Origin of the sequence: Actinacidiphila glaucinigra (assembly GCF_035918135.1) — a bacterium.
Classification (GTDB): domain Bacteria; phylum Actinomycetota; class Actinomycetes; order Streptomycetales; family Streptomycetaceae; genus Actinacidiphila; species Actinacidiphila glaucinigra.
Genome location: NZ_CP109144.1, coordinates 3,020,262 through 3,033,816, shown reverse-complemented (window position 1 = coordinate 3,033,816; position 13,555 = coordinate 3,020,262). Strand labels below are relative to the sequence as shown.

General features: G+C 69.6%; 12 protein-coding genes. 9 read left to right on the top strand and 3 right to left on the bottom strand.

Going from position 1 to position 13,555, the window contains the following annotated elements; genetic code table 11:
* Nucleotides 1-84: 84 nt before the first annotated feature.
* From eccB to OIE69_RS13160, 7 genes are all read left to right on the top strand, one after another.
* On the top strand, nucleotides 85-1,617 hold the full coding sequence (gene eccB / locus OIE69_RS13190) for a type VII secretion protein EccB (protein WP_326572175.1): 1,533 nt from the start codon (nucleotides 85-87) through the stop codon (nucleotides 1,615-1,617).
* Nucleotides 1,618-1,846: 229 nt separating this feature from the next.
* The gene (locus OIE69_RS13185) at nucleotides 1,847-2,173 is read left to right on the top strand and encodes a WXG100 family type VII secretion target (protein ID WP_026251651.1); all 327 of its coding nucleotides are present in this window, start codon (nucleotides 1,847-1,849) and stop codon (nucleotides 2,171-2,173) included.
* A gap of 74 nt (nucleotides 2,174-2,247) precedes the next feature.
* Nucleotides 2,248-2,538, top strand: a complete 291-nt coding sequence (locus tag OIE69_RS13180; RefSeq protein WP_018562629.1) for a WXG100 family type VII secretion target — start codon at nucleotides 2,248-2,250, stop codon at nucleotides 2,536-2,538.
* A gap of 130 nt (nucleotides 2,539-2,668) precedes the next feature.
* Nucleotides 2,669-3,922 carry a type VII secretion-associated serine protease mycosin gene (gene mycP, locus OIE69_RS13175; protein WP_326572174.1) on the top strand — a complete coding sequence of 418 codons (1,254 nt, stop codon included), beginning with the start codon at nucleotides 2,669-2,671 and terminating at the stop codon, nucleotides 3,920-3,922.
* Between the two features lie 22 nt (nucleotides 3,923-3,944).
* Nucleotides 3,945-4,265, top strand: a complete 321-nt coding sequence (locus OIE69_RS13170; RefSeq protein ID WP_326572173.1) for a hypothetical protein — start codon at nucleotides 3,945-3,947, stop codon at nucleotides 4,263-4,265.
* Between the two features lie 81 nt (nucleotides 4,266-4,346).
* Nucleotides 4,347-5,804: a hypothetical protein gene (locus tag OIE69_RS13165; RefSeq protein WP_326572172.1), complete on the top strand. Its 1,458-nt coding sequence runs from the start codon at nucleotides 4,347-4,349 to the stop codon at nucleotides 5,802-5,804.
* A gap of 83 nt (nucleotides 5,805-5,887) precedes the next feature.
* Nucleotides 5,888-7,249 (top strand): S8 family serine peptidase, encoded by a 1,362-nt coding sequence (locus OIE69_RS13160; RefSeq protein WP_326572171.1) that lies wholly within the window; start codon nucleotides 5,888-5,890, stop codon nucleotides 7,247-7,249.
* Between the two features lie 438 nt (nucleotides 7,250-7,687).
* On the opposite strand, the gene OIE69_RS13155 is transcribed toward OIE69_RS13160, so the two are convergent.
* From OIE69_RS13155 to OIE69_RS13145, 3 genes are all read right to left on the bottom strand, one after another.
* The gene (locus tag OIE69_RS13155) at nucleotides 7,688-8,749 is read right to left on the bottom strand and encodes a hypothetical protein (RefSeq protein WP_326572170.1); all 1,062 of its coding nucleotides are present in this window, start codon (nucleotides 8,747-8,749) and stop codon (nucleotides 7,688-7,690) included.
* A 56-nt stretch (nucleotides 8,750-8,805) separates the two neighbouring features.
* Nucleotides 8,806-11,046 carry a WXG100 family type VII secretion target gene (locus OIE69_RS13150; RefSeq protein ID WP_326572169.1) on the bottom strand — a complete coding sequence of 747 codons (2,241 nt, stop codon included), beginning with the start codon at nucleotides 11,044-11,046 and terminating at the stop codon, nucleotides 8,806-8,808.
* A 106-nt stretch (nucleotides 11,047-11,152) separates the two neighbouring features.
* Entirely contained in the window at nucleotides 11,153-11,590 is a 438-nt protein-coding gene (locus tag OIE69_RS13145; RefSeq protein ID WP_326572168.1) for a hypothetical protein, read from the bottom strand.
* Nucleotides 11,591-11,918: 328 nt separating this feature from the next.
* On the opposite strand from OIE69_RS13145, the gene OIE69_RS13140 reads away from it, so the two are divergent.
* Together OIE69_RS13140 and OIE69_RS13135 are read left to right on the top strand one after the other, a co-directional pair.
* Complete coding sequence (locus OIE69_RS13140) at nucleotides 11,919-12,269, top strand: Sec-independent protein translocase family protein (RefSeq protein WP_326572167.1); 351 nt, start codon at nucleotides 11,919-11,921, stop codon at nucleotides 12,267-12,269.
* Nucleotides 12,266-13,552: a putative T7SS-secreted protein gene (locus tag OIE69_RS13135; RefSeq protein ID WP_326572166.1), complete on the top strand. Its 1,287-nt coding sequence runs from the start codon at nucleotides 12,266-12,268 to the stop codon at nucleotides 13,550-13,552. The genes OIE69_RS13140 and OIE69_RS13135 overlap by 4 nt, the downstream gene beginning before the upstream one ends.
* The last annotated feature ends 3 nt before the right edge of the window (nucleotides 13,553-13,555 follow it).

The window sequence follows — 13,555 nt, the reverse complement described above, 5'->3', positions numbered from 1 at the left end:
CCTCGCCGCAGCCGTCACCGCAGCGGACGGACGGGTCCGGGGAGCGCCACGACAAGCAGCGACATACGGGGAGTTGACGCAGGGATGGCGACACGTCGGGATGAGCTGAACGCCTACTCGTTCGCGCGCAGGCGCACGGTGGCCGCGTTCCTCCAGCCCTCCCCGCACGGTTCGGAGGAGGCCGCGCCGCGTCCGCTGAAGACCGTCGCCCCGAGCCTCGTCGTGGGCCTGCTGGTCGTCGTGGGCTTCGGATTCTGGGGCATATTGAAGCCGGCCGCGCCCAAGGGCTGGGACACCCCCGCCCAGAAGGTCATCGTCGGCGACGAGTCCACCACGCGTTACGTCGTGCTGAAGACCAACGGCGAGGCCCAGCTGCATCCCGTCCTCAACCTCGCCTCGGCCCGACTGCTGCTCGACCCCGAGAAGTTCGAGGTCATCAAGGTCAAGGAGTCGGTGCTCGACAACAGCGGAATGACGCTGGGCACCACCATCGGCATCCCCTACGCCCCGGACCGGCTGCCCGGCCAGGCCGACGCGGGCAGGCCCAAGACGTGGGCGCTGTGCGAGACCCCGGGTGGCGGCACGGACCGTTCGGCGCAGCGGGCGGTCCTCGTCGTCAACCAGCAGAAGCCCAAGGAGGCGGCCCTCGTCGGGGGCGGGAACCGGCTCCGCGACGACGAGGCCATGTACATCGAGGTGCCGGGCGGCGCCCAGTACCTGGTGACGGACCGGGGCTTCACCTACCTGCTCGGCGGCCCCGGCTGGAAGCAGCAGCCGGACTTGGTCAACACCCTGCGCCAGGTCATCTTCGGTGCCTCCGCCCAGCCCCAGAAGGTCGATGCCGACTTCCTGTCGACCCTCAACAACGTGCCGGGCGCGGGCATCTCCTTCCCGACGGTCGACGGCATGGGTGAGGCGTCCACCGCCCCGGGCCTGAGCCCCGAGCACGCCAAGGTCGGCCTGGTGCTGAAGGCCAACAACGACCAGTACGTGGTGCAGCGGGACCGGGTCGTCCGCGTCACCGACTTCATGGCGAAGCTGCTGCTGAACAGCACTCAGGCGAGGTCCCTGTACGACGGGTCGCCGGAGGCGGTCTCCGTCAACGTGGGCGAAGTCACCTCGGCCCGGGCGAGCGAGACCTTCATGGACGAGCTCGGCTGGCCCGAGAAGGCGGTCACGCAGGCCAACACCCAGGACGAGAAGGACGGCCGCAGGGTCGCCTGCAGCGTGTACAGCGGTGTCGACGACAAGCTCACCAAGATGCCGGCGATGACCATGTGGGCAGGGAAGAAGTTCCCCCGGGACGTGGCGCAGAGCGGTACGAACACCTACGTCTCGCCAGGTAGCGGTACCTTCTACAAGGCGTACGACGGTACCGACAAGCGCATCGGGTCCATCTTCCTGGTCACCGACACCGGCCTGCGCTACTCGGTGCCGACGACCGGCGACAGCGACAGCGGCGGCGCCGCGAAGCAGGACGACGAGGTCGGCGTCGTGCAGACCAAGCTCGGCTACGCGAAGAACTCCCCGGTGCCGGTACCGCGGATCTGGTCGGACCTTCTCGCGAGCGGGCCGACGCTCGACGTGAACGCGGCGAAGCAGGCTCAGGGCTCCTGAACTGGCATTTCCGCGGACGTTCACGGGTATTGATTGAGTATTGGACAATCCATTGGCCAAGCCACCAACACCCGTGGCACCGTGAGGGTTTGGTGATGAAGGTCAGGATCCCGATACGGAACCGGGTATCTGTTCGCCTTGTCACTGCTATTGGCTAGAGTTGAAGAGCGGCGACATCTTCCGGTGTACGTCGAATCCGATCTTCTACGTCTCATGGGGGACGCGACACATGGCTGGACAGCAGTTCACCATGACCGAGGAGGAGATGGTTGCGTTCAGCAACCGCATCTCCACGGTCAACTCCTCGATCCAGGGCGAGATCCGCCGCCTCCAGACCGTGATCGACACGATCACCTCCGGGTGGAAGGGCTCCGCCGCCACGGCGTACAACAACCTGCAGTCGCAGGTGAACCAGGACGCCAACAAGATCAACCAGATCCTGGGCGACATCAAGGAAGCCGTGGACGCGAGCACCAAGAACTACTCCGCCTCGGAAGAGGAGCAGCGCGCGTCCATCCAGGGCATCTCGGCGCAGGGTGGCAACCCGTTCGGATGACCGTCCGCGCGCGGTGACCTGACGCCGCGCCGGCCGGATCACGCGTCCGAATCCAACATCTGAGGAGACATCACATGTCCGGGCAGATCCTGGTCAATTTCCAGACCATCTCCCAGGCCGCGACCGACGTGCGGACGACGGCCAACAACATCAAGCGCCAGCTGGACGACCTCGAGGCCGGCGTGAAGAAGATCGCGACGACGTGGGAGGGCTCCGCGCAGGAGGCCTACCGCGCCAAGCAGACCGAGTGGGACCAGCGCGCCGCGTCCATGCACCAGACGCTGGAGGCCATCGCCCGTGCCCTCGACACGGCCGCGCAGAACTACCAGGCCACCGAGAACAAGAACCGGCAGATCTGGGGCTGACTGCGCGCCTGGCCGCGTAGTACGTGATGAGGGCGGGCGTGTACGGAAGACGTACGTGCTCGCCCTCGTCGGCGGTTTGACCACGAACCGCACACAACGGGAGGACGGAACACCAGTGGGATCGCACGCCGTGAGGCGCTCCGCCGCAATCGCCGCAGCAGCGGCGCTCGCCGCCTTCGGCCTGCCGGCCACCGGTGTCGCCCATGCATCGGCCGTCGGTGACGTACGCACGGCCCTCGCCGACGACGGCGACACCGAGCGCTTCCAGATCGACGACACCCAGTGCTCGTTCCCGTCCGACGTGATCAAGGGCAGGCCCTGGTCCCTGCAGCGCATCGTCCTCGACCAGTTGTGGAAGGACACCCAGGGTCTCGGGGTGGTCGTCGCCGTCATCGACACGGGCGTCGACAAGAGCAACAGGCAGCTCGCCACCGCCATCAAGTTCGGCGGCGGCAAGGACCTGATCGACGGCAAGAAGGGCGACGGCACCAAGGACCCGGTCGGCCACGGCACCAAGGTCGCCGGCATCATCGCCGCCCGGCCCGCCAAGGACACCGGCTTCGTCGGCATCGCCCCGCGCGCGTCGATCCTCGCCATCCGCCAGAACGACAACCAGGGCGGCGGTACGGTCAGGACCATGGTCGAGGCGATCAAGCACGCTGCGGACGAGGGTGCCAAGGTCATCAACATCTCGCAGGACACCGCCACGGCGATGCCGCCCGACTCGGCGCTGGAGCAGGCCGTCGAGTACGCCAAGGACCGCGACGCCCTGATCGTCGCCTCCGCCGGCAACGACGGCGCGAGCGGCGAGGTCAAGCTGACCTACCCCGCCTCCTACGACGGCGTCCTCGCGGTCGGCGCCTCCGACCGCGACAACGCCCGCGCCAACTTCTCGCAGCCCGGCCCCTTCGTGGGCGTCGCCGCCCCCGGCGTGGACATGGTCTCCACCGTCCCCTTCGGCGGTCACTGCATCGACCAGGGCACCAGCTTCTCCGCGCCGTACGTCGCCGGCGTCGCCGCCCTCATCCGGGCCAAGCACCCCGACTGGACGTACCGCCAGGTCATCACCCAGATCGAGCAGACCGCGGACCGCGGCAAGCCGGGCCGCGACGACTTCGTCGGCTGGGGCGTCATCGACCCCGTGGCCGCCGTCAACGACGACGCCACCACCCCGAAGGACGCCCCGACGCCGGACCCCGTGGTCAACGCCGGGGCCCACGAGAAGATCGAGGCGGCGACCGTCATCCTTGGCGAGAGCCCCCAGGAACGCACCGAGCGCTACGCCGTCTACACGGTCGGCGGCGCCGCCGGCGGTGTCGCGCTGCTGGTGGGTGGCGGCGTGGTGCTGGGCGACTGGCGTCGCAAGCGAGGGATCACCACATGAGTAGGAACGGGGAAGCGACACGATGAGTGACCAGTACAAGGTCGATCTGAGTGAGCTTGAGGACACGATCACCAAGCTCAACGGCGTCATCAGCCAACTGGGCGTGGCCAACGTCTCTGCCAAGAACGACACTTACCTCCCTCCCGGTGCGCTCGGCGCCGGATTCGACGAGGCCGAGAAGCTGACGCGTGCGCACGAGGACATGAAGACGCACATCGAGGCGGTCGTCACCTACATCCACGATGTCATGAACGATTTCGGCGGCAAGACGAAGAAGGTCCACGGCCACTATTCGGACGCCGAATACGACGCGCAGGGCGGCATGTCCGGATCCGGTCAGTGAGCGGGACCACGGGCGTGGACGGGACCGCAGCAGTGAGGGCAGTGAGGAACGTCGTGCCGGTCGCCAAGGGGGTAACGCACCATGACTGACAACGAGGGGACGTACTACGAGTACAACGCCCCGACCCAGTGCTACGCCGGTGAGCACACCACCGACTTCGCCGGCAGTAAGAACATGGACCAGATGAAGGGCATGCTCGCCAACGCCGACCATGCCGAGGTCGAGTCCTGCGCCAAGGGCTGGATGCAGGTGCACGATCAGCTGGTCGTGGGTTCGGGCAGTGCCAAGTCGGTGTTCGACGCGGCGGTCGAGCACATCACCCAGCACTGGGACGGTGCGGCCGCCGAGGGCTTCAAGGCCCAGGCGAAGGTCATCACCAAGATGATCAGCGACTGCTCGACATACGCGCGGTACACGTCGCAGGCGATGACCAACGCGGCATCGGTACTGAAGACGATCAAGCCGCAGGTCGACGCGATGGAGAAGCCGGGCACCATGTCCAGCTTCGGAGATGCCCTCGGCGACGGGTTCGACCGCAGCGACGCGCAGCTTCACTCCGACCTCGGCAACGGGATGGGCACGCAGTCCGCGCTCGACAAGAACCGCGGCTCGCTGTCGGCGGGCAAGGAAGCACAGCTCGAGATGGCTGTGAAGATGGAGCAGCTCGGCGCGGGCTACAACGCGCAGTCCATGACGATGGGGTCGTGGACGAAGAAGCCGATGCCCAAGCGTTACGACGAGAGGGACGACTACCCGGGAGACCCGGGCGGCGTCGCGCCCGTACCCATGCCGATCCCCTCCGAGGTCGGCAGTCCCCGACCCGGCGACCCCAGCCGAGGCAGGACGGGGGGCACCACCGGCACCCTCACACCGTCGCGCGAGGTGAAGTCGCCCCGTGAATCCGGCATCACCGGCGGTGTACAGAAGCCGGTGGCCAGTACCAAGCCGCAGGTGGGTACGGCGATCGACGGCATCGCCGGAGGCGCGACCGGCGCCGGCGGGTACGCCGGCGGGACCGCGGGCGTCGGAGGCGGAGTCGGCGGAGCGGGTGGCGCGGGTGCCGGTGGCTCGGCCGGCGCAGGCGCGGGTGTTCCGGGCGCTCTGGGCGGTCTCGGTGGACGTGGCGGCACGGCGGGTGGTGCGGGTGCAGCTGGTGCCGGTCGCGGTGGCTCCGCGGGCCGCGGCGGTATGCCCGGCGCCGGTGGCGCGGGTGCGGGTGCGGGCGGCAGGGGTGGCGCGGCCGCCGGGCGAGGCGGCAGTCTCGCCCGACGTGGCGGCGGCGTCGTCGGTGCCGCCAAGGGCAGCGGTTCGGGCACCCGCGGTACGCCGGGCGGTTCGGGCCTGCACAGGAGCCGTGGCGCGGCGGGTGCCGGCAGCGGCGGCAACGCCGGCAGGGGCGCGAACCGCATGATGGGGCGCGGCCAGACCGACCGTACGGAAGAGGAAGAGCGGCGCGAGGGCGAGCGTCCCGACTACCTGGTCGAGGACGAGGAGACCTGGACGCCCGAGCGCAACAACGCTCCTCGGGTCATCGAGTAGCGGCAACGCGGGAGCATGTAGAACAGTGTGGGGGCTCGGCCGGCGAAGCCGTGGCCCCCACAGTGCCTGAGAGAGGACAAAGGATGGCCTTCACACGGACGCTGCGCTCAGTGGGCGGCCTTGTGCTCGCGGGTGCGCTGGCCTTCGCCGCTGCACCGGCCGCTTCGGCGGACCAGACGAGAGAAGACCAGTGGCCGCTGGAGGCCTTCGACGCCGCATCCATCTGGAAGATCTCCAAGGGCAAGGGCGTCACCGTCGCCGTCATCGACTCCGGTGTCAACGCCGGTCACGTCGACCTCAAGGGCAACGTGGTCGAGGGGAAGGACTTCATCGACGGTGGCTCCACCGCTCCTGAGGCCGGCGACGATCACGGCACCGCGATGGCGTCGATCATCGCGGCCCATGGTCATGGGCCGGGAGGGGCCGACGGCGTCATGGGGCTCGCTCCGGATGCCAAGATCCTCGACATTCGCGACGACGGACACCACGACGACGGATTTGCCGAGTCGATCCGGTATGCCGTTGACCACGGGGCCTCCGTCATCAATGTCTCGTCCGGAGGAGCGGTCAAGGTCGACGCGGAGGCGGAAGCCGTCGCCTACGCGCTCAAGAAGAACGTCGTCGTGGTTGCGGCCTCGGGCAACGAGGGTTCCGAGGTGAGTTACCCGGCGGGACACCCCGGGGCCATCGCGGTGGGGGCGGTGAAGAACAACACCGAAATCTGGGAGGGGTCCAACCATGGTCCCCAGTTGTTGCTCTCGGGCCCTGGAACATTCATCGTGAGCGCTGGCGGCAAGGACAACGCGGCCTATCGCTCCGGCACCGGAACTTCGGACGCGAGCGCGTTCGTGGCCGCGGCGGCGGCCCTCCTCCGGGCCGAGTTCCCGAACCTGACCGCGGGGCAGATCGTCCACCGCCTGACCAAGTCCGCCGGTCTCCCCCCGTCGGAGAAAGGTGTCTCCCTTCCGGACGAGCACTATGGCTACGGCTTCATCCAGCCGCTTGCCGCCCTCACCCGGGACATCTCCGCCGGGCCCACCTACGGACCCCTCAAGGTCCCGGAGTCGCTGCAGGCCGGGCAGAGCGGTGACGGCCAGGGCACCACGGACAACCCCTCCGCCTCCGCCCCCAACACCACCGGCGGCGGCATGAGCGACGACGATCAGGCGGCGGCCGACCGCAAGCAGGTCATCGCGCTCAGCGTGATCGGCCTGGTGGGTCTGCTGGTGCTCGCGCTCGTCGTCTTGCTGATCGTGAAGCTGGCGCGCCGCAACAAGGGCAACAACGGTGGCGGCGGCCCCGGCGGGCCCGGGACGCCTGCGGGATGGGGCGGCAACGGGCAGCCGCAGTACGGGCAGCCGCCGTACCAGCAGCAGTATCCGGGCCAGGACGGCAATCCGTACCAGCAGCAGCCGCAGCGCCCGGGGCAGTGGTCGAACCAGTAGCCGGGGCCTGAAAGCCACCCTTCCAACGGCAGCTGCGGGGCGACGTCTTGCTGCCCTTAACGCTGGCTGTGGAGGGAACAAGCGGGGCGATCGACACGGCGGAAGGATTGGACGTCTGGGAGGTCGTCTGCGAGATGCCGGCGGCGCTGCGCGTCCGCAGAGGGGGCGAGAGCGAGGAACAGGCGTCCACCCTGCAGGCGGGGAAGGTCGCTCTGGGGCGGTGTGTGGTTCGCGGGCGACGACCTGCTCGGCGGCGCGGCCCGTCGTGCCGGGCTCGCGACCCCGGCACGTCGTGTAGCCCCGACCGGGACGGACCGGCAGCGGAGCGCCGGGAAGCCGGGGCGCAGCGGCCCCGACCCCCGACCGGCCCATTCCCCGGCCCTGTTCAACGCCTCCGACCGCTGAACCGCGGGCCGTGCGAACGGACCCCCGCGGCCGTCAGGAGAGCTTCGCCGGGCCGCCGCAGCCGTGACGGGCGGCCGACTGCTCGGCGAAGCGTTGCAGATCGGCCCGCTCGGGCCCGGTGAGCGGGTTCGACGTGAAGTGCCGGTCGCTCCCGTCGACCGGCGACGCGTGGAAGTAGCCGACGCCCAGGGCTCCCGGGCAGGTGGCCGAGGTCCACACCGACGTACCGTCGACTCCCGAAGGCTTGTCGTGCCCCCCGTACGCGCCGTTCATGACGGCTTGGGAGTTGTCGTTGAAGGGGCCGTACGCGGCGGTCAGTTGCAGGTGCCCGGCGAGCACGCACTCCTCCACCGGCGCGGCCTCCGCGGGTGTCTCGCGTACCTCGGTCGCGGAGGTCAGCCCCTTGCAGGTGCCCTTGGCCTCGGCGGCCGGCACGGTGGTGGCGGCGGCCTCCGGGGCGGTCAGCCTGTCCGCGTCCCCCGGCTTCGCCGCGCACCCGGTGCTCTCCGCGGCGCGCTGTGCCGTCGCCGTCACGGTGCGGGCGAGGGCGAGGCGCACGTCGTCGGTGACCTCGGTACCGGAGGGCGACGTGGCGGTCACCAGGATCCCGGCTCCCTTCTCGGGCGCCCAGTTCCTGCAGTCGAGGACTACGGACGCGGTGGCATCTCTGTTTCCGGTGACCATGAAGCCCTGCCATCCCCCGTCCAGGGGGACGGGCAGAACCTGCTCCTCACGATGGAACGTGTAGGCGCCGTAGGCGTTGTGCGCGCCCGACGTGGTCTCGATGGATATCTCGGCGCCGCCCACGTCGCAGCGCACGGCGAGACCCGCGGGCTCGTTCACGTCGTCGGACACGTCGAACTGCCGGCTGTCGACGTCGAAGCCCCCGCCGATCAGGCTCATCCGGGACTTCCCTGTGAGGTCCAGCACCGGGTCGACCGGCAGCATCCCGCCGCACGCCCGGCCCGCCTCCGCTGCCGGGTACTGCAGCTGGAATCCGTAGTACCCCGCGCCGAGTGCGGCGAGGACCACCGCGGAGACGATCAGCCGACGCCTGCCGTTCTTCCGGAGCCGCGTCCGGTCTTCCCACTTCATGTGCCGTCATCCCTGTGTCGCGATGTCCGAGGCCGATCCCGTGCGTATGCCAGGGGTCAGCCCTGCCCGGTGCCCCTCTTGTCCTGCCCGTAGCCGTCCAGGTTGCTGTCGGCGGAGTGGAAGCCCACCTCGACCTCGTTGGCCAGGATGTTCTGGTAGTCGGCGACGTGGCCTTGTCCCTGGGCCTCCGCGGAGTTCCGGTAGGCGTCCTGGAGGACCGCGGTGGTGGAGTACTTCGCGTCCTCCCAGTCGGTGCCGCTGGAGTACACCGCGTTGCCCATGGTGTCCTGTTCGGCTCCGCTGACGATCTGGTTGATCAGGTCCCCGGTGACGGTGGTCGCCACGCCGCCGACGCCCGCGCCGACGGCGGGTGTGGCGATGAAGGACGTGCCGACACCGATTCCGGTGCCCACGATCCCGGACGCGTAGCTGCCGGCCCTTCCCATGGCGTCGTTGTAGGCCTTGTCGGCCTCCACGGCGTCGCCGATGTCCGACTCGCGCCTGCCGATCGCGACGCTCCCCTGGACCTCGCCGGACGACCTGGCGATCTCCCGCAGCGCGGTGTCGGTGGACCCGTCGAACGCCTCGGGGTGCTGCAGGTGGTAGTCGATGAGGTTGGAGGTGTACGCGCTCTCGGCCAGGTTGATCGCCGCGTAGCCGTCCGGGTCCTTTCCGACGGTCATGAGGAAGCGGGCGGTGTCCTGCTCGCTCAGGTTCGCCGCGGTCCCCTCGATCGGATAGAACTGCTCCCTGTTCCCCGAGCGGTCGTTCGTCAGGGACTGGTGGATGTCCGGCATGTACTCGCCCGCCATCCGGCCCAGGCTGTCCTGCATCCCGTCGTGGGCGAGCTCCGAGTCCTGGGAGACGGAGTGGACGACCTCCTCCATGAGGCGGGCCTGCTTCTCGTTGTGCGCCGGGGTGTCCGCCGACGGGTTGGTGTCGTACGGGTGCCCCGTCGTCGCCGACTCCAGGGCGTGCCCCAGGTTGTTGTAGCCGCTGGGGTTCTTCGAGTCGCCGGTGAAGCCCGCGCCTTCCGGCCAGTGGCGGTCCTTCATCAGGTAGTCGAGGTGGTCGACCTTCTCGCCGTTGACCTCCGACTCGGAGGAGAGGAACTCGGTGGAGGCCGCCGGGTTGTGACCGAGGGCGTCCATGAAGCCCGTCATGGGGTCGAGCGCGCCGATGTTCGCCGGCCCCAGGGAACGGGTCATGTTGCCGGTCCAGTAGGCGTCCGGGTTCTGGCCGCCGTTGGTGCCGTTCGTCTCGGCGGTGATGAGGTCGTTGCCGTAGGCCTGGAGGAAGTCCTTGTCCCACTTCCCGTGGCTCATCAGGCTGCTGGTCAGCTGGTAGCCGCTGAGGCCGTAGGGGGTCTCGGTGGGGTTGGCGTTGAAATCGCGGCGGCCGGCCCCGAGCAGGTCGTCCTGGAACTTGGTGACGGCCGGGTCGCGGTGGCCGGCGCGGTCGTCGGAGGTGGTGGCCGTTCCGATGGTGGTGCCCAGGTTCCCCTGGATGTCCTTGAGCCGGGCGAGTTCGCTCTTGGACAGGTGCGTCCCCGCGGGCGGGGTGACGATCTCGTTGTACTTGGCGAGCATGTTCTCGCCGCCGGTCCTCACCGCGAACTGCCGGGAGAACTCGGGGTCGTTCTTGTTCGCCGAGAGGAGCAGGTCGAGTTTGGTGAGCTCGGCGTCGGACAGCCGCCCCTTCTTCGTCATCAGCGCGGCCGCCTGGTCGGCCTCGACGGCGTCGAGGCTGGTGTAGACGCTGGTGTTGAACGACCGGCTGTCGCCGTTGGCGTCGCGCTCCAGGGCGGCGCTCGCGGCCTCGTCGGCGGCGGTGGCCAGTTCGAGCACGCGCGTCAGGCGTGAGGAGAGCGAGTCCAGCTTGCCCTTGCGCTCGCTGGCGAAGCCCGGGGCGGCGGAGGCGGTCGGGCTGTCCCAGCGGGAGTCGACGTCCTTGATCGCGCCGTCCTCGGAGACGTGGAAGCTGTCGGCCCGGGCTTCGTCGAGCAGGGTGTGGAGCTGCTTCTGGTACGCGGCGAACTCGGTGTGGGCGTCCTTGAGCAGCTTGGCGACGCGGTCGGCCTCGGTGGCGGCGTTCTCGTACTCCGTGCGGGCGCTTTCCATGGTGGCGAAGGCCGCGGTCGCGGCGTCGCCCTCCCAGTGGCCCTTGAGGTGGTTGGTCACACGCTGCTCGAACTCGCGCTGCAGCGCCTCGTACTTGGCCGGCAGTGCGCCCCACGAGGCGGCGGCGTCGGCCAGCGGGCCGAGGTCGGCCTTGTCGAGGTAGGGGATGGACACCATGGGTACATCAGCTCCTGTCCGTCCGTCGGGGGACGGTCGTCCGGTCCGGGTGGGTCTTCCTGCCGGGGGCGATCCTCCGTGTCGTCCGGGGGCCCCGCGTTCCCGCTCAGCCGAAGGGGGTGTGGATCGAGGCCTGCCGGGCCTGTTCCTCCTGCTCGGCCCGGGTGTAGTGACCGGAGCTGGTGTGGAGCTTGTCGCTGATGTCCTGCAGCATGCGCTTGAGGTTGAGGACCTGGTCGCCCCAGCGGAGGTCCATCGTCATCAGGGAGCCCGCGGTGGCCCACGAGCCCCCCTCGGGCGGTCCCGGAGCGGTGTGCCTGTTGAGGCCCGTGACGGCGCCGAGGGTGTCCTCGTCGGCCTTGTTGTCGACGTTCTCGGTGTCACCGCGCAGTTCGACCAGCGCGTTGGCCGCGCCGTCCAGGCGCTGCGTGTCGACCTCGGCCGTTCCGGCGGACGTCCCGCCGCCGCCCGGGTCGGCGGGCACGGAGTTCAGCCTCATCCGTGCGGCCCCGCCGCCCTGTGAACCGTCGAAGGGAGTGCTCATCCCTTTGTCCCATCCCCGTTGACTGCGATCGCGGCACGCCCGACGTGACGCGGCCGGCGCAGCCTCCGGAGCCCGGTGCCGTGCGACCGCCCAAGCGAGGACATGTCAATGGCACACGAACATACCGGATCGCCTCCCGGGCGCACCCTGCCCCCTCGCCCGCCAGGGCGCCCGCGCACCGCGCCCGCGGCAGGGGACGTAGAGATCCTGAGGGAAGCCTCCGGGCGGGGGTGAAGCCTCACATGGGGAGCGGTAGCCTCGGTGGGTCGGCTGAAACCACCGCCCCTGGTGCTGAGGTACGGCGGGCGGTCCACGCGGGGGACACACATTGGGTGACCACTTCAAGGTCGAGGTCCAGGACCTCGACCGGCTGCTGAAGCAGTTGCACGACAGCCAGGACGACATGCGCAAGGCGCTGGGCGCGCTGAAGGACGTGGGTCCGAAGAGTACCGGCAGCGAGGCGCTGGACAACGCCTGCGACGAGTTCCACGACAGCTGGGACAACGCCATCGGGAAGATAGCCGACGGCACGGCGCAGATCGAGGAGAAGCTCAGGGCCACCAAGAGCAACTACGAGGCCACCGAGCAGGCGATCCGCGACGCCATGACGCAGGGCGCGGCGCCGAAGCCCACCCCGTCCCCCTCCCCGCAGGAGCGGCCCACGGCGGGTGCGCGGTGACGGCGGCGGAGTACCCCTCCATAGGCTTCGACCCGGCACCGGGGAAGCTGGGGAGCGTCGAGGACCTCAACTCCAAGCTGTCGCGGGCCGCGACGGGCCTGGACAACGCCTACACCACGCTCACCGGGATCACCAAGGGCGGCAAGACCTGGGAGGGCGAGGCGGCGAGCGCCTTCGCCGAGAAGGTCGGCGACCTGCCGCGCTACGTGGGCGACAGCCGGGACGCGCTGCGCGAGGCCTCGCTCCAGCTGTCGTCGTGGCGCTCGAAACTGGCGGACTACCAGCAGAAGGCCCGGGAGTACGAGGCGCAGGCCAAGACGGCCAAGGAGCGGGAGAAGACAGGGCAGGGCGCCTACGACCGCGCGGCGTCCGCCTACAACCAGGCGGCCGCGGACCCGGCGCTGCGCCTGGCCGGCCAGTACTACGCGACGCAGAGCGAACTCGCCGACGCCCAGGCGCGGATCGACGCGGCGTCGAACCGGCTGAACCAGGCGGGCAGGGACCTCGACTCCGCGGGCAAGCAGCTGGAGCGGGCGCAGCAGGAGCTCGAGGACATCATCAAGCGTGCCGAGGAGCTGCTGGAGCACCACCAGTCCGACGCCCGGGGCATCGCGGACCGGCTGCGCAAGGCGAACGACAAGGCGCCCGACGCCGGGTTCTTCGAGGGGCTGGCGGACGCGTTCACCAAGCTGGGGCACAGCATCCAGAACTGGTGCGTCAAGCACGCCGATCTGCTGAAGAAGATCGGGGACATCCTCAGCGCGGTCTCCGGCGTGCTGGCCGTGGCGTCGCTGCTGACGATGTGGTGCCCACCGCTGTCCGGTGCGCTCGCGCTGGCCGGCGGCGTCACGGCGCTCGGCGCGCTCGGTGCGCACGGTGCCGCCAAGCTCGGCGGCGCCGACGTGAGCTGGACGAGCCTGGGCATGGACGCGCTCGCGGCGGTCCCGGGCGGCAAGTTCCTCGCCATCGGGGCGACCGGCAAGGTCGGCAAGGCCTTCAACGCGGTGAAGGCGGACGCCGCCATCACCGGCGGCCTGAAGTTCACCCTCACCGGAAAGCTGCCGGTCCAGGGCGCGTCGAAGCTGGCGAACATCATGAAGGAGAGCAGCGCGCTCTCCTTCGCCAGGACGCCTCTGAGCAAGGTCGCGAGCACGCTCGACAACCTGCCCATGCGCCCGCAGGAGTGGTGGTACCGGGGTTCGTGGACGGGCATCACCGGCGGTGGTACGGCCCTGAAGATCCCTGGCCTGTTCAGTGACGAGCCCCCGGCGGCAGGAGCCTGATTT

Coding starts and splice junctions, on each gene's coding strand:
- OIE69_RS13180 (WP_018562629.1), top strand. CDS start 2,248: ATGTCCGGGCAGATCCTGGTCAATTTCCAGACCATCTCCCAGGCCGCG.
- OIE69_RS13145 (WP_326572168.1), bottom strand. CDS start 11,590: ATGAGCACTCCCTTCGACGGTTCACAGGGCGGCGGGGCCGCACGGATG.
- OIE69_RS13170 (WP_326572173.1), top strand. CDS start 3,945: ATGAGTGACCAGTACAAGGTCGATCTGAGTGAGCTTGAGGACACGATC.
- OIE69_RS13185 (WP_026251651.1), top strand. CDS start 1,847: ATGGCTGGACAGCAGTTCACCATGACCGAGGAGGAGATGGTTGCGTTC.
- OIE69_RS13150 (WP_326572169.1), bottom strand. CDS start 11,046: ATGGTGTCCATCCCCTACCTCGACAAGGCCGACCTCGGCCCGCTGGCC.
- OIE69_RS13165 (WP_326572172.1), top strand. CDS start 4,347: ATGACTGACAACGAGGGGACGTACTACGAGTACAACGCCCCGACCCAG.
- eccB (WP_326572175.1), top strand. CDS start 85: ATGGCGACACGTCGGGATGAGCTGAACGCCTACTCGTTCGCGCGCAGG.
- OIE69_RS13155 (WP_326572170.1), bottom strand. CDS start 8,749: ATGAAGTGGGAAGACCGGACGCGGCTCCGGAAGAACGGCAGGCGTCGG.
- OIE69_RS13160 (WP_326572171.1), top strand. CDS start 5,888: ATGGCCTTCACACGGACGCTGCGCTCAGTGGGCGGCCTTGTGCTCGCG.